Genomic DNA, 16388 nt, shown 5'->3' on the forward strand with positions numbered 1-16388 from the left:
GACAGGTCACTGGCAGTCTTGTTAAGTTTAAGACCATAAAAAAAGACGTAGGGAAACCCTTCGTCTTCTTAAGAAGTAACCTAATGCCTTTAATCGTTCTGAAACACATTTTAAAAATTCATCCTAAATGGTGACTAACGAACCATTAATAAGTTTAAACCGATCTAAGTCTATAAAGAGTACAGCCTTAATTAGTCGAACTTGGATAAAAAAGAGATGTGCGTAGGGTCACATCTTCATGCTTCAATGTTTCACCTTTAAAGCGCAGCCAAATCTCATCATCAGCCATTACACCATGTGTCTTACGTATAATAGCCCAACGATTATAGCTATTTAAACCGAGTGCAGCTAATAATTCATCAACATTGAATCTTGTTTCGGGAAGCACACGCCACTTTAGCCATTTTTCTAACTCTTCTATTGTAATGTACCCCTCTGGATTTGGTGAAAATTGTTTATTAAATCCTTCAATATAGTTAATAACATATGGTTTTTCACTTCCATTAGGTTTTAAATCGACAGTAGCAATCACATCGTCAAACAACATAACATCAAACTTCATATAGTCGATCATTTCGCCACCTTCTCTTTTAGTCAATAATTAGTTGTTGCAATCGTACATCTTTTAATTGTGAGAGAACAACGTCTTTTGTTCTGCCTACATCGTAGGGGCTTTCATTTAATTTTTCAAGAAGTAAACTACGTTTTATAAAAGGGTTCCCTTTGTATAAATCTAACTGCTTAGTGAAAGAAGAGTTGAAAGGCTTGGCTTTTACCTTTCTTTTTAAAATGCTCATAGGTTTCTCTAGTGGATAGTCTTTTAAATCGGATAATAGACTTAGACCATGATCAAAAAGCGGAGCTAACTGCCAAGCTTCTTCATTCGGATTAAATAAAAACAAAATGTTATTTGTATGACGATCCTCATTCAGAATAAATGCATCGAATGCTAGCATTCGTGCCATTTCGTCTGAAATATCTAGTCCAGTAAAATGGTGTACTTTTTCCATAACGGCGTTAAATTTATCTACTGTGGAGTAACGACTATTATTTAAAATGTCATCAGTTGTTTCAAAGTTTGCTTCAAATAGCCGTTCGAGTGTGACTTCTTGTAAAGGACCACGGAAATCCAATGAGTAACAGCCTTCTTTTACGTTCCCATCATACTTTTCAATCAAACATGGTGTATAAGAAATGTAAGAAGTTTTTGCTAAGGTGGAACATTGCAAAACGAGGGAAGCAACATACTCTGCTATATTTTCATAACCACGAGTATTTTCTTTAATCCATTTACCTCCAACTAACCATTTTGATTGATCACCCTTACTCGATGTACTCATAATCGTTTTAGTATCTTGAGGAATATGAATCATTTCCATTATATCCCACCTCCGTTCTAATTATGTTTATCCTTCTACCCCCGATGAAAGGTTATTTGTTGCCAATTGGTATGTATATAATTAATCATTAAGTCGTCATCTGCGTATCTATCATTTGGTACTTGTTTCTCGATTGCTTACCAAGCCTAGCATATGGATTGAACAATATCTTTTCCTTAATTATCCTTTATATCTTTATTATTATCATACCACTCATACTGTAACTTTTATATAAACAATCACTTTCTCATTCCTCTACTGAAACTGATATGATATCCTCTTGATAAAATAAATTGGGGTTGATAGGCTAATCAGATATGATTTCCTATAAGAACTTGATTTGCTAATGAATCTAAAACCTTATAAATACTTATGGTAAAAAAAGAGCCTGTGATTTCCTAAAATGGACAACCACAGGCGTTTCTATATTTTTGGAGGAGGAAACTTATCCTTTCACAATAATTTGCATTTGTTTATTAATAAGCTCACCAGAGGAAACCAAATGATCCCCTCCCGAATCAATTATCTCTAAGTCTTTCTCCAGCCTACGGTTTTCATTTTCACCATGAGGAGGCTAGAGAAGCACTGGGACGGTTCGGGATCAGTGAAAAATTCAAAAGTTATAACTCTAACTACTGTATATGGAAAATGAAACTCCGAACAGATACTACTTGTTGTAGTTGGGTTCCCTCTTTTTAATAGAAATTGTACTTTTTCACCAGTCTCGGACCGTCCCCTTGCATCCCCTTAAGCATACATTCATTTATGAGAGTCGTTCAACTGACTCGAATCGATTAGGTGGTTGTCCCACCGAAGGTAAAACCAAAAGTTTTACCTAAAGAAAGTTTGTTATTTTTTCTTATCAAGAATGGCTTCCAATTTTTCGAGGAGGTCTTTAAGATTAAGAAGATTCAATAATAGTAGGATTAATTTTAAAAGTCGCTTTTTGTCCGCCGGGTCACATTTTTCTGCATCTTTGCCTTTTTTACGTAGTTCTTTAAGAAGCTCTAAGATTCTCTCTAATACTGCCTGTATTTTTTCTTCTAATAGTTTAAGAATCTTTCGAATAGTATCAAGGTCGCGTAAGTGTGGAAGGACAAGTTCCTTTTTTTTCTTTAATAAAGACTCTAAGTCGAGATCTGTATCTAGTACTGGTTTTAATAGACTATCTTTCTCAGCAGCCAATAAACACTCGAGTAAGTCACGCAAACTTGTATCAGACGGCAACTTTAGAAGCCCTAATAAATCTTGAAGAGTCGTATCTACCTTCTTTCCCATATGACATTCTCCTTTATATGATTTTTTCACTTTGCACTATTAGTATATTCATAGTTACTAACTTTGTTCTGAAAATGATTATTCTGCCTTTTATTATGGGTGGTTATGCTAGATTCTTATGCATAATTAGTAAGATCAAATTCAACCATAAAAAAACCTTAGAAATTAAGTTCTAAGGTCTCTCTATATAAAGCTTACTCTGCTCAGTTTCAACAGTTTTTGAAAAGTAAAAGTGCCTGGTCACCACCCGCAATTTGTCAATATTATTTCGACATACTTCGAGCAGTGACAGTTGCACCTAAACCAAATAATAGGCGGTTATTCCATTAACGATCTAATGCACTCTTCCTTCTCATTTTTAGGCCTATTAACCAAAGTCGAAACCTCGTATGCATTCATCTCTTGGTCTGGATATGGCTTTATAAGGTCCGTTAAGATCTGTTTATCCTTCAAACTTGGATCCAACCAAACTTTTCTATCTTCTTCAGCCAAGATAACTGGCATCCTATCATGGATTCCCTTCATAAACTCATTAGGCTCTGTTGTAAGAATCGTACAAGAAACAATTTCCTCATCATTAGACTTCCATCTATCCCACAATCCGGCAAATGTAAAGATGCCTTCATTTACAGTTATTCTATATGGTTTCTTATTTCCTTCCGTTCGTTTCCATTCATAGAATCCATCAGCAACAATTAAACAACGACGGCGTTTAAGTAATCGTTTAAAAGCTGGTTTTTCATCAACCGTTTCACCTCGAGCATTAATCATCTTATATCCAATTTTAGGATCCTTTGCCCAAACAGGCACAAGACCCCATCTTAAGTAACCAGCCCTTCTTTTTTCTCCATCTGAAATAACACTTAATACAGGCTGACTAGGAGCTATATTGAATCTTGGTTGATAATCAAACAGTTCTACGAGCAGCTGCTCTTCAATTTGTTCTTTAGTTGCGGTCAAGGTAAATCTACCACACATGGATAATCACCTCTACAAGGTATTATTTGATATTACCATTATAAACAAAATGAAACAGGTGAAATAATGTATCCTCAAAAATTCACACATAACAATAAAAACTATCATCTAATTGAGAAACCTAATTCAGTAGAAGAATTATAAGATATCCTCCTAAACTAACCCATATGAAATAATATAGCCAATCATTAATGAAAATACCGATGAATCGTATGATCCTATGCTTACTACTTTTATGCTACTATTTTTTTGTCTGGTGATTTTTGAGGCTCTGTAGGAGAATGATCCGCAAGAACTTCTGTTTTACCATTACGGTACTAATTCAACTTGTTCGGTTTTAGAATTAAATTGAATATCAAGCACTGTCATCTATCACTCCCTACATCCATTTTTCTAATCATGATAGATACCAAGACGATTAAACGGCCTTAGCCCTATGGAATATAGAGCTAAAGCCGCTAAAATCCTTTTTATTATTTCCACTGTCTACTTGATAGGGTGCAGTTCAATCACTCCGATGTTTCCATGGACGCCTGGACAGCCGGACTAATTTCCGTGTGAGGATAGTTAATTTGTTCTTCAAATTCTACCCAGTCGAGATTTGCCATCAGCAGCAGGTAGCGTTTACCACTGGACGGGTCGCTGATAATGATATGGTCACGGCCAGCCGTTTCAACGCGCCCGTGGTAAACCATTGAATTCCAGCTGTCGTTACCTTGGTAAGTAAAGTAGAATGTACCAACCTTGCCTTTGTTGAAGCGCAGGATATTTTCGATAAACGATTCTTCCACCACTCCTGTCGGTAGCTGCTGCCCAGTCCCCATCGGAACCACTGGCACAGAATACGCGGGTCCAGAAGGCATCCCCGCCGGGAAGCCGCTTGGTTGTTGTGCGGCACTGTTCCCCATCATGGTAGCTGGATAAAAACCAGCGTTCATTGGATTATAACTAGAGTTTCCATAAGTCATGAGATCATCTCCTTATTATTTCATCTATAAAACTCTGGGCAGTAGCCCGGTATAGCGACATAGAAGCAATGATTTTTGTGCGCAAAATCAAACTGAGTCATAGGGGATCTTGGCATCGTGGGGGTACAAGGATCTCGGTATGTTTGCCCCGGACTTGGATTAAAAAACCACAAATTCATTCTGGCTCGAGGATTCCTATGACCTTGCAACAAATTCCTGGCCCTTTGGAGATCTTTTTCTGTGGGACGCTGTGTATACAATGCTCCGTTTAAAACAGGCTCGAAGTGAGGAATTCCAGTTCCCGGTATGGTTTGATGGATAGCGTGTCTGATATTGCGCAAATTTTTGAAGTCCGGATCACAGTCTGCCTCAACCCGATTGGCCACAACTGTTCCTACCAAGTCCATCCCTTCAGCTCCCTCACCGATCGCCTCCGCCAGCATGAGCCTTGCTAATTCTTCCACGTCACGTGACGTATGTTTGATTCGCCTACCCATTTTCTCACTCCCTTCGGCTTATACAAGTAACTTATTGCCTGAAGGTAGTTTTGGTAGCTTGCCTACCCGCCCAAACCTTAGAAATTGCATATTAAATAGTAATAGTCCCTGTCACTACCCGTATATCGAATACCATAAAAAGCAAGTTTCACTTTATCGGAGTTAGACTTACATTCTTAATACGATCTTAAAAAGGCAAACTCTAAACCACTTTTTCTCTTATATCAAAGCAAGCAACTTATTAAAACTCGCCTTCAAAATTATCTTAAGTAGGGTTTGAATTACTTGACGCCCTAACGTTCTGTTTTTTTTCTGTTTGCCAATTGCTCTCTCAAGTTCAATCGCCAATCTTTCTTTTGTCTTTAATAATTTCTGAGCATCCCTATTGTATTAGCTACTTCTTTCAATTAGCTTTGTTAGAAAATGCTATTCTATATTTAAAATGTGCTAAGAACATCGGTTAAAAGACCTGTCCATTTATTGTGATATCGTAGTAAGCCCCACAAAATGGTTTGCAGATATACTCATATTATCAAATCCAACTATTGAAAGATCTTCTGGTATGGAAAAATTTCTATTTGAAGCAGCAATAACGTATGTAGAAAAAATCAATCGCAAAAAACATATTTTGTATAAAATTGGTAATATTGTTCAATTTTCGTCATTCATCGTCACTAGCTTCCCTATTCATTGACGACTTTAGATCTTACTGTTACTTTAAGGCTATCTATTAATCGTGAGAAGGGTGGGGTTTGATGAGTACTCGAATGTCTATTGATCCAAAAATTTTCACAGACGAACCAATGCTTTTTTTGCCTGAATACGTAATTCTGAGAGATGGGCCCGTTACGGATTATTCTGTGCTTGTTCATAACGGGCAATTTGCCGATGTCGGTCCTTCTATTGAATTACAACTTCGCTATGCTGACACGAAACAAATAAGCATGCCTGATGTTGCCTTAATGCCTGGCTTTATCGATGCACACCATCATCTTACACAAGCTTTCGGAAAAACCTTAGCATTTGGGGAACCATCTGAAATTTTCAAGAGAATATGGGTGCCACTAGAAGGCTCTCTTACTGAAGACCTCGTGTATCTTGCTGGCAAACTGGCAGCACTTGAGTCACTTAGAGGCGGATTTACAACAGTTGTTGATGCTGGAACTCGTGCAGAAGGAGATCTAGCTCCGTTAGCCCAGGCGGTGAAAGACGCTGGTTTGCGATGTGTGCTTGGCTTAATTTGTAATGATAAAGGCGGTGCTCCTACATTGGAGTCGCACCAACTACTACAACGAGCTGAGAGGCACTTAGCAAATTGGCAAAGCAATGGCCTTATTCATCCTTCTTTAGCCATCTCTATTCCAGAAGCAGCATCCAATGAAATGTTATACAGTGTTGCTTCCCTATGTCATGAAGCAGGAGTTGTGTTCCAAACGCATGTGAATGAGCATCTCTCCGCTGTCGAACGGTCAATAATTGACCAAGGACTGAGACCTCTTGAACATTTACATTCTGTTGAAGCACTAGGTCCTCAAACTCTCATTGCCCACGCTACGTTACTAACACCTCATGAATTACGTTTAATTAAAGAAACAGATACGGCTATTGCCTATAATCCTGTTGCAACATTATGGAAAGGCAATGCGACAGCTCCAGCAACATCCATGCACGAACTAGGAATTCGATTCGGAATTGGAACAGATAGTACAAGAAGTGATGGGTTCCGATTACTAGATGCTGCAGAAGCAACACAACGCTTAGCCTTTGGAATTCCAACTGGTGATTTTTCAACTGGTGGAGGTTGGCCTTGGTTCGACCATGCTACCTCGGGAGGGGCAGAAGCCATCTCCCTCGAAAACATAACAGGGGAAATTGCCACAGGAAAAGCAGCTGATTTTCTTATTATAGACATCGATATCCCTGAATTTCATCCTTCTCGTGATCTTATTTGGGAGCTGACTCGTTTTGGGAATCGTGATCAAATTATAGGTGTTTTTGTTGCTGGTGAATTGCGTTTATGGAATGGTTGGCCACTGGATTGGGACGCTCGATCCTTAATGCGTGAGGTATCTAAGCGGGTAAATGATGCAATCGACCAAGCCCCAATTAAGAAGCTTCACCCGACATCTTCTGAACATCGAAAATTATTTCAATCTTATCGGAAAACATAGTAAAAAAGATTTCTTCCCTTCAATAAATGAAGGAAAGAAATCTTTTTTTAATTCGCTTTGGAAACTTGCCCTGAAGGAACTTTTTTTCTCCAAGGATAGTTTTTGATTGTATTTTGTACACCAATATAGAGCAATGCCATGACAATCAATATTCTTAAAATCATACCGTGAGTGAGAATGGCCATATATCCTCCCGCTAAGCCCCCGATAAAAGCTGTACCTGTTAACAATGGAACAATATGAAGGGCCAAGTTATCTTGTTTATATTGCAGCCAAGTACCTAGAATCGTTGTTGGAATAATCGCAAGGAGGGAAACTCCTTGCCCCATATGCTCACTTACCTGTAATAAAATAACCGTACCCGGCACTAAAATGGTACCCCCTCCCGCTCCGAATAATCCACTTGAGAGTCCTGCCACAAGACCAAGCGCAACCGCCATGATAATTGTATACAGTTCACCCGTAGAAACAATAGTATCTAGTGGAGACACAGGGAACATATATAGACCAGCCAGTGATAATAGAAAAAGGCCGAAAAGGAAGCTCAGCATTTGTCCTTTGACATATTTCATAAGATACGTTCCAGCAATGACTCCTGTTAAACAGCCAATCATAACTTGGAGACTGATCGTCACGTTCACCTGACCTGATGAAAAATAAAAACCGAGAGCGGCTACCCCTGAAGCAAATGCAACAGGAAGCGCTGTGGCGTGTGACTTATGTGGACTAAGGCCAAAGACTGCGATTAAAAAAGGGATAACGAGAAACGAGCCGCCAATTCCAAGAAGTCCTCCGAAAAACCCTCCAAAAAGACCCATCAAACTCACTTTCATTGCAAAATGTTTTCGTTTATTGTCATGTGTTAGCAAAAGATTCTCCTTCGTCTACTTTATTTGTCAATCATTTGGAAGAAATTCGGATGTAAATAATTCATTTACATCGATATCTGATTCTACAATTCCTATATCTTTCAATTGATTTAAAAGTTTCGACCATTTCGTCTCAGACATATAACCTACTCCGTGTTCAGCCGCATCACTTCCATAAATTAAATCAATTAATGCCTCCGATCCGTAAGCCAATGCTTCAAGATCATAGTCTGGATTGGCTTCTTGGATAACTGGATTGATTTCATCGTAATTCGTTTTATAGTAGTCCCAACCTTTTAAACTAGCTTCAATATATGCCTTAACCGTCTCATAGTTTTCTTCAATATAATCCTCTGTTGTGAAAAGTACATTTGCATACGTTTCGTAGCCTGAATCATCAATAAACAAGTAATCAACTTCTACTCCTTCTTGCGCTAAGTTATACGGAGCAGTTGTCACAAATGCTTGACTTACAGATTCTTCATCAGCAATAAAAGGACCAAATTGCCCTGTGAATGCCATCTCTTCAACATCATCTAAATTGTAGGCATTTTGAATGTATTCCCAATACATGACTCCTGGTGCAACATAAACCGTTCTTCCATCTAAATCAGAGAAATCGTTTATCGGTGTATCTTTATGAAACAGTAAAATTTGTGGATTAGATTGCAAAATTGCAGCTAGACCGACAACCGGAATCCCTTGATCACGTGCAGCTATGAGCGCATCTGCAGGTGCCATGCCAAAATCAGCTTCACCCGATGCAACGATTTGAACAGCGGATACTTGTGGGCCACCTGATTCAATCGTCATATCTATTCCTGCTTCCTCGTAAAAACCTTTTGCTAAAGCTGCATATTGACCTCCATGGTCTGGCTGTGCAAACCAAGACGTAATTTGTTTAATTTCTGTTAATACTTCACTGGCTTCTGCATTCGTTTCAGCAGATTCAATTGATTCAGTTGACTCAGTGACATCACTTTCAGCAGCACCCCCACAACCTGCTAACATTAAAGAAAACATCATCACTAAACTGATAAAAGCGCCAATCTTTTTCATTTTCATTCCTCCCTTTGCTCCTAAAGATAATTATAAAGTAGCATTGAATATTAAGGCATTCAATATAGATTAAGAGATTCATGAGGAGTGAGTAAAATTGACGAACAATGATGAACAAACCCATAAAATTCCATCCTCCTTACAACTATAAACATGAATGGAACATTTCCTGACGTAACAATGCCTAGTTCACTTAAAATTTACTATACTGTAGGAAAGGACTACTAAAAGGAGAGCCATAAGCAATGAATGATTTAGACCTTATCACCATGCAGGAAGCGATTGACCTATTACAAGTTAGTCGTTCAACAATAGACCGATGGCGTAAATCAAAGCGCTTGCCTTTTATAAAAATTGGAAAAGAAATTTTCTTTCATAAACAAGAGCTTCATCAATGGGTTCGTCAGCACTCAAAGGTAAAAGACCCTATAGAAACAGAACAAACATATAGGTCGGTACCGGACACGATCACCATTGGATATCAAAGTCAAACTGCCCACATGTGGAGCCCATTATTAATGAAGAAACTTGGATTTTTTGAAGAAGAACTTGCTGAATTAAATCCTGCACGCCCATTGCATATCAATTGGGTGAATGCGGGAAATGGATTAGAGTTAATAGAAGGAATGATTGCAGGCGACATCCAAATCGCTTCATTAGGAGACTATCCTATTATGGTCAGCCATCACTTAAGTACGGTCTTGCCTAATTTCAACCCTGTCTTACTTGCCTTTGACGGAAAAACGTCTCAAAGTGAAGGAATTTCACTCGTGATTCCAAAAGATCTTCACTTCCGCGACTTAAACGATTTACATGGTCAAACGCTTGCTACCGTTATGAACTCTAGTGCTGGTCATAGGCTAAATAGACTTCTTTCAGGGTTAAACGCAACATGTAACGTTATTAATCAAGACATGAGCTTAAGTTATTCAAACATCATTGAAAGAGGCGTTGGAGCAAGTGTTATGTGGGAACCGTATGTAAGTCTATCCGAATTACAAGGTGCCTCGACAATTCATTTTGATGGACCTATCGATGATTATTTAACCGGTCTTATCTCTCTCGATCATTGGGCTCAATTAAATGACGACATTGTCATAACCTATCTAAAAGCCCATATGCGCACACATCAATTTGCCAGAGACTATCCGCTCAAAGCAGCCAAACTATTAAGTGAATTAACTGGAATATCGCACAGAATTATTACAAGTATTGTCGCAAAAGTTCGATGGGATGCCGCTGTTTATAAACAAGATTTAAATACATTAAGAAATTTAACCGTAACAGACCAAACCATCACTGGAAATCTATCGAGGTCTAATGGGTGTATTCCGTATAGAGGATATTATTTAGATGAAGCTTCTAAAAAATTACAGTTAATGAGGGTCTCTGATCGACCAATCGAGGGAGAGTGGAGTTTAGAGTATTTGTACTAAAAGGTCATTGCTAAAAATACAGAAGTACGGACTGTTCTGTCAGGGGTTATTGTTATTTCAGCGTCAAACAAGGCATAGCTAGCGGACTTTTTCTGCTTTTTGTGCCTTTATCTCTTCCTATAAATTAAACTTATACAAAAATTTTTGATTACCAGTAAGAATGCAGTCGCAACCTCAAGTATAACTTCAAATTATACTTATTCTGCCATAAAGCGCGTACAATCAAAAAAATTTTCAACTTATACCTGAATGAATTTATTCAATCCTTTATATACTGTTGTTCGGAACAAATTTTTAAGGCTTTGTCCTTTGATTATTTATCCCTTTGCAACTTATATCAAATGCTTTGCTTTATAGAAGAAAAGTAATTCACCTTGACGTTCGTGTGTAAGTTTTCTGCGGATCTTTTCTTCTTCAATGTATGTCTTTAGTTACTCGAATTTTCTAGTTCCCGTGCAGCATGAGCGAGCTCTTTGGAAATTGGATCTAAAAGTTGATAGAAATAGGTTGTCCTGATCGTCAGAACCCTTCCTCTTGCAACCGAACTAATTTTAATGGCATTCTCCATGTTAAAGTCGTTCCGAAATGACGTAAAAGTACTTCCTTCACCGCTACGCAATAAGGAAAAGACCGCCATGGCAAAAATGAGATGGAACCAAATCCGACTTAAAAACCGCTACCCGGGGTATATTTTACCCTGGGTAGCGGTTTTTCTTTTGCTCCATTCATTACTCTACAATATTAACAAAAATCTCTTCGATTACAGGTTCTTCTTCAATTAACCCAAAGTTTTTCAACCATTGAATCGTCTCTTGCCATGATGCAGCTTCCTGGCTGCCAAAGCCTTGTTCCGAAGCCATTTTTGGAAGCAAAATTTCTAAACTTTGTTTCTCTACTTCTTCAATTAGCGGGAAATTCGCTTCGTCTTGATTTGTTAATAAAACGTTTAAAGCATCTTCCGGATTATCTTTCATAAATTCATAGCCTTTTGTGGCTCCACGCCAAAAGGCACGGATTGCATCCTCTTTGTTTTCCCAAGTCGCATCGTTCGTTACTACGACTAATTCATAAAAGCTTGGCACCCCAAAATCAACCGGGTTAAAGAAGCGAGTTTCATGCCCTTTGTGAGCTAAAACTGGTACTTCATGGTTAATATAGGCACCTATAACCGCATCGACATTACCTGTTACAATTGATGACCCTAATTCAAAACCTACATCCACCATCTCCACTTCATCTGGGTTGCCGCCATCTGCTTCTACCATTGTCTTTAAAAGTGGAATATTTACCGGTATCCCAGGATAACCCACTTTTTTTCCTTCTAAATCTTTAGGTGATTCGATCGCACTATCCTCTAACACAACAATGTGATTCAGCGGTGAACGAACGACTGCACCGATTGACTTTACTGGTACCCCCTTTTCGCGGGCCATGATAACATCTGGTTGATATGTAATTCCTAATGTAATCTGTCCTGCTGCAGCTAAGTTAATCGGGTCAGTCGGATTGGCAGGAAACTGAATATTTACTTTAACACCTTCTTCTTCAAAATATCCTTTTTCCTGAGCTACATATAAATAACTATGTACGGCATTTGGATACCAATCTAGCATAATATCAACCTCTGCTAATTCAGTTGTTTCCGTTGCTCCTTCTCCTTTAGTTCCTTGCGATTCGTCTACAGTGCCACCATTGTTATTTCCACAAGCTGCAATAAGCAATAATAGTGCAGCAATCATACTAAAAATAATAATCTTTTTCATCCTGTTTTCCTCCACTTTAATGTAATTTTTTCTATAAGTACAACGAATAAAAATAACACGATTCCGACGAGTGATAATAATAGGATTGGGGCAAATACTCCAGCTCCGTCAAATTGCGTCATCATTCGTCTACTGAAATAACCAAGACCCGCTTGGGCTCCAAGCCACTCTCCAATTGCTGCACCTATGACGCTCAACGTAACAGCTACCTTCAGCCCAGAAAAAAAATGGGGCAATGCTGAGGGAACGTATAGTTTAAAAAAGATATCTCTTTTTTTTGCACCTAAAGTAAGAAGTAGATCCTTTAATTCCTTGCTGCTTGAGCGAAGTCCGTCAAACGTATTAACGGTAATTGGAAAAAACGTAATAAGTACAGTTACTACTACTTTGCTCCAAATGGAGTAGCCAAACCAGAGAACAAAAATTGGTGCTAAGGCAATAATTGGGATTGTTTGTGAAGCAATCATAATGGGATAAAATGCTTTCTCCGCAATCTTACTTTGGCTCATCCATATTGCTAATCCGACCCCAAAAATAATAGAAATTGATAACCCTACTAAAATGATAGATAGCGTAGCTGGTAGGTGTCTTAAAAATAGGATCTCTTTCAATTCCCATAATTTTAAAACAACCTCCGTCGGTGCCGGCAGAATATAAGACATTCCTACTGCTCTAGCTCCTATCTCCCAACCAACAAGTAATACCAGCACAAGTGACATAGGAAACAGATAATCGTTCCACGGCCTCATAGCATCACCTTATGACGAAGCTTTAGAAGCAACTGCTCTTTTAACGAAACTACTTCCGTGCTATTCATGTCACGAATGGTTCTAGGACGAGACAACGGTACAACAATTTCCTTCAGCTCTCTAATAGGGGTATCTGTTAATACAAAAATACGGTCAGAAAGAAATAGAGCTTCATCGACATCATGAGTAATAAACAGTATCGTATTTTCCCGCTTTTGCCACTGCACCAACAACCACTCCTGCATCGTCAGCTTGGTTATCGCATCGAGAGCACTAAACGGTTCATCCAGCAAAAGAACATTAGCACCGCTTAATATCGTTCTTAAAAAGGATACGCGCTGCTTCATACCTCCAGATAAATCACCGGGATATTTTTTTTCCACCCCTTGAAGGCCAAACTCTTGCAGCAGCATCTTGACTCTTTTATGTGCTTCCGAGCGTCTGACCCCTTGAATCTCTAGCGGCAATGCTGCATTTTCTATAATCGTCCGCCACGGCATGAGAAGATCTTGCTGCGGCATATAGCCAACATGGCCAAGGCGGTCTTTTCTTTCGGATCCGTCTAATAAAATTTTCCCAGCAGTAGGTTGCTCCAACCCGGTAATCAACTTAAAAATCGTCGTTTTGCCAGAGCCACTCGCCCCTATAATGCTGATAAATTCTCCTCTCGTTACATTCAAATTAAGCGAGTCCAGCATTCGTTGCGAATTTGCATCCTCAGCATTATAGGCAAAGCTTACCTCCTTAAATTGTAAAGCCTCTTTACTCATCTGTTGGCCACATCTCAAGGTTATAGGACATATCCCAAAACATATACTCAAACCTCGTCGTATTCAGGAAAATTTCCTCCAACTTTAGCAATTCATCTTCTCGTTTTCCTTCTGTTAAACTATCTAAAAGGTCGATGCACCAAATTGCAAGTGAACCAAATTCCTCGGAGGAGTACATCTGAATCCATTCACCGTAAAATTCGTGGTCCGCTGCTCCTGGAATTTGATTAAGTTCTTTGCCGATTTCCCAATAGCTCCACATACAAGGCAAAAGGGCTGCAACAAGATCAGTAATCGTTCCATTTTGGCCGACGTGCAGCATGTAATGCGTGTATGCAAGCGTCGTTGGCGATGGCTTGGCATGCTCTAACTCTTCTTCTGATATATGAAACTTTTTTGCATATTCGCGGTGCAGAGCCATTTCCGTATTCAACGTCGAATCTAACAGGTGAGCGAACTTCCCCATCGTCTCTACATCATCGGTTTTCATTGCCCCGAGGGCAAACAGCTTGGCATAATCAATTAAATATAAGTAATCTTGCACCATAAAAAAACGGAACTTTTCTTTATCGAGCGTCCCACTTCCTATACCTTGGACAAACGGATGAGCATGATTCTTTCGCCAAATCGGCTGCAACTTTTCGTATAGACGTTCACTAAATTTCATTTGCTTATTCACTCCTCTTTGTATGACTCCATTCATAAATAAACGCAAGCAACACCTTCGTATATTCAACTAGTTGCTCGATTGAAACTTGTTCGTTGACCGCATGAGCATTTTGTAAATCTCCTGGCCCATAAATAACGGTAGGAATTCCTGCATCTCCTAACCAGCCGCCATCGGTTACGGTCGGAGAAACATCAATGATAGCTTCTTTCTCTGAAACAACTTCGTGAGTATGTGCCAAGAGCTTTACACCAGAGTGATTTTTGTCGACTTCCAGTGAAGGGAAAATTTCGCCACGATCCTCTATCATCGATGTTCCACCCCAAGTAAACATAGGAGGATTATCCTTTAGCCACGGATCTCCTTGAGCAACGTTTAATATATGTTCTTCAATTTCCTTTGACACAGATTCATACGTTTCATTTGGGTAGTAATGCACGGTAATCCATAGTCGACATTCGTCTGCAATAAACGCTGCATGCCTTCCACCTTCGATAACCGCAGGATTAATAGTGTTTGTACCTGGTAAAAAACCTGGGTAACTTTTTGTAACAGCCCAGTGGCGTTCAAGCTCCTGTAACCCTGCAATCACCTTCATCATTTTTTCAATTGCGCTTGCACCAAACATACCACCGCCGGCATGGATCATATTGCGCCTTGTTGCATCATGGAACGTTTGCTTACTTTTTATCGTAATCCAACCGGTAATAACGCCGCCTTGCCCTTGAATATGTAAATCGCTCGTATCAACAACGATTGCAAAATCTGCTGTATATCCACGCTTCGTACATTCTAGTGTCCCAGCTTCACCGACTTCTTCACCTATAACTGACTGAAATAGTATGTCTCCCGGCAACTCCACACCATTTTTTTGAAGGAGCTGTAGGGCAAATAATGCACCGGCCAATCCTCCCTTCATGTCGGCAGCACCACGCCCGATAATGACGCCGTCACGGACGAGCGGGGCAAATGGGCCCACTTCCCAATTTTCCTCCTCATTCACCTCTGCTACATCGATATGACCGTTAATAATTAAACTATTATACTCAGATGAATGGCTCCCTTTTAATGTTCCAACTACATTCGGGTCGTTTGGGTATACATCCCATATATCTACTCCAAACCCAAGCTCTTTTAACCGACTAGCTATAAAGGTCTGTGCATCCTTTGTATTACGTGCAGGAGGTGCCGGTGTCTCAAAGGAGATTAACGTTTTTACAAGCTCGATTAACTCCTCATGATGCTCCTCCACTTGTGAAACTATCGCTTGTAATTTTTCTCTCATCGCTTCCACCTCTACTCGATATAAAAAAACCGCTCCTTCAGAGAGAAGAAGCGGACTTATCCAAAACTATTACTAAATATTAAACAGTAATATGTTCATGTAAAACTTCTTCCCTACGCTAGAATGACCTAGATCAGGTGATAAGGGTTAAGACAAACGTCTCTCTCAGCTAAAAAGCACCCCTAGCAGTTAATTCATTTTTAGTTGTAAGATAATCCTATTTCTATTTCTAACACAGTTCCGTAGTAGGTGCAATGAAAAAAAATACAGTTGCACTGATTATCGTCACTGTGACTCCCCGAGTTTATCGATAAAAAGGAGACAATCGGCCGATTGCCTCTTTGTGTGTTAGACGCGTGGCTTCACGTTACGATATAACTAATAGTACGCTGTGGTCAATCCCCCTAATAATAGACAAAGATAAATACGACATTAACCTGCAATTTTATAATCTAAATAATATCTCTTCGGAGTAACGAGACCCAGTTTATACTGGGTTCTTTTTTCGTTGTAATAACG

15 protein-coding genes and 1 riboswitch are annotated in these 16388 nt (G+C 39.2%); of the genes, 2 read left to right on the forward strand and 13 right to left on the reverse strand.

Going from position 1 to position 16388, the window contains the following annotated elements:
- Positions 1-187 precede the first annotated feature (187 nt).
- The 6 genes from AC1FXP_RS22280 to AC1FXP_RS22305 all read right to left on the reverse strand — a co-directional run bounded on the left by AC1FXP_RS22280 (position 188) and on the right by AC1FXP_RS22305 (position 5100).
- Complete coding sequence (locus tag AC1FXP_RS22280; RefSeq protein ID WP_480064127.1) at positions 188-574, reverse strand: hypothetical protein; 387 nt, start codon at positions 572-574, stop codon at positions 188-190.
- Between the two features lie 16 nt (positions 575-590).
- Positions 591-1379, reverse strand: a complete 789-nt coding sequence (locus AC1FXP_RS22285) for a HipA domain-containing protein (RefSeq protein WP_480064129.1) — start codon at positions 1377-1379, stop codon at positions 591-593.
- Between the two features lie 849 nt (positions 1380-2228).
- Positions 2229-2657 carry a hypothetical protein gene (locus AC1FXP_RS22290; RefSeq protein ID WP_480064130.1) on the reverse strand — a complete coding sequence of 143 codons (429 nt, stop codon included), beginning with the start codon at positions 2655-2657 and terminating at the stop codon, positions 2229-2231.
- A 318-nt stretch (positions 2658-2975) separates the two neighbouring features.
- Positions 2976-3635: an SOS response-associated peptidase gene (locus tag AC1FXP_RS22295; RefSeq protein WP_480064131.1), complete on the reverse strand. Its 660-nt coding sequence runs from the start codon at positions 3633-3635 to the stop codon at positions 2976-2978.
- Between the two features lie 509 nt (positions 3636-4144).
- Positions 4145-4603, reverse strand: coding sequence for a spore coat protein GerQ (gene gerQ / locus AC1FXP_RS22300; RefSeq protein ID WP_480064132.1), 459 nt, complete (start codon positions 4601-4603; stop codon positions 4145-4147).
- A 20-nt stretch (positions 4604-4623) separates the two neighbouring features.
- Positions 4624-5100, reverse strand: a complete 477-nt coding sequence (locus tag AC1FXP_RS22305; protein WP_480064133.1) for a cell wall hydrolase — start codon at positions 5098-5100, stop codon at positions 4624-4626.
- A gap of 755 nt (positions 5101-5855) precedes the next feature.
- On the opposite strand from AC1FXP_RS22305, the gene AC1FXP_RS22310 reads away from it, so the two are divergent.
- A complete protein-coding gene (locus tag AC1FXP_RS22310; protein ID WP_480064134.1) occupies positions 5856-7271 on the forward strand; it encodes an amidohydrolase family protein in 1416 nt (471 codons plus the stop codon).
- 47 nt (positions 7272-7318) lie between these two features.
- Here the strand turns inward: AC1FXP_RS22310 and AC1FXP_RS22315 are convergent, their stop codons facing one another.
- Positions 7319-8140, reverse strand: coding sequence for a sulfite exporter TauE/SafE family protein (locus AC1FXP_RS22315; RefSeq protein ID WP_480064135.1), 822 nt, complete (start codon positions 8138-8140; stop codon positions 7319-7321).
- Between the two features lie 27 nt (positions 8141-8167).
- The gene (locus AC1FXP_RS22320; protein ID WP_480064136.1) at positions 8168-9199 is read right to left on the reverse strand and encodes an ABC transporter substrate-binding protein; all 1032 of its coding nucleotides are present in this window, start codon (positions 9197-9199) and stop codon (positions 8168-8170) included.
- A gap of 245 nt (positions 9200-9444) precedes the next feature.
- Between AC1FXP_RS22320 and AC1FXP_RS22325 the strand changes: the two genes are divergently transcribed.
- A complete protein-coding gene (locus AC1FXP_RS22325; protein WP_480064137.1) occupies positions 9445-10635 on the forward strand; it encodes a helix-turn-helix domain-containing protein in 1191 nt (396 codons plus the stop codon).
- Between the two features lie 728 nt (positions 10636-11363).
- Here the strand turns inward: AC1FXP_RS22325 and AC1FXP_RS22330 are convergent.
- From AC1FXP_RS22330 to AC1FXP_RS22350, 5 genes are read right to left on the reverse strand one after another with little or no spacing between them, the layout of a single operon-like run.
- Positions 11364-12398 carry an ABC transporter substrate-binding protein gene (locus AC1FXP_RS22330; protein ID WP_480064138.1) on the reverse strand — a complete coding sequence of 345 codons (1035 nt, stop codon included), beginning with the start codon at positions 12396-12398 and terminating at the stop codon, positions 11364-11366.
- Complete coding sequence (locus AC1FXP_RS22335; protein ID WP_480064139.1) at positions 12395-13147, reverse strand: ABC transporter permease; 753 nt, start codon at positions 13145-13147, stop codon at positions 12395-12397. The genes AC1FXP_RS22330 and AC1FXP_RS22335 overlap by 4 nt, the downstream gene beginning before the upstream one ends.
- Positions 13144-13917: an ABC transporter ATP-binding protein gene (locus AC1FXP_RS22340; protein ID WP_480064140.1), complete on the reverse strand. Its 774-nt coding sequence runs from the start codon at positions 13915-13917 to the stop codon at positions 13144-13146. Before AC1FXP_RS22340 ends, AC1FXP_RS22335 begins: the two co-directional genes overlap by 4 nt.
- Positions 13910-14584 carry a thiaminase II gene (gene tenA / locus AC1FXP_RS22345; RefSeq protein WP_480064141.1) on the reverse strand — a complete coding sequence of 225 codons (675 nt, stop codon included), beginning with the start codon at positions 14582-14584 and terminating at the stop codon, positions 13910-13912. Before tenA ends, AC1FXP_RS22340 begins: the two co-directional genes overlap by 8 nt.
- A 4-nt stretch (positions 14585-14588) precedes the next feature.
- The gene (locus tag AC1FXP_RS22350) at positions 14589-15869 is read right to left on the reverse strand and encodes an acetylornithine deacetylase (protein WP_480064142.1); all 1281 of its coding nucleotides are present in this window, start codon (positions 15867-15869) and stop codon (positions 14589-14591) included.
- 93 nt (positions 15870-15962) lie between these two features.
- A riboswitch (TPP riboswitch) is annotated at positions 15963-16063 on the reverse strand.
- Positions 16064-16388: the final 325 nt, after the last annotated feature.

The organism is Halalkalibacter sp. HAAS-P013 (assembly GCF_056619925.1).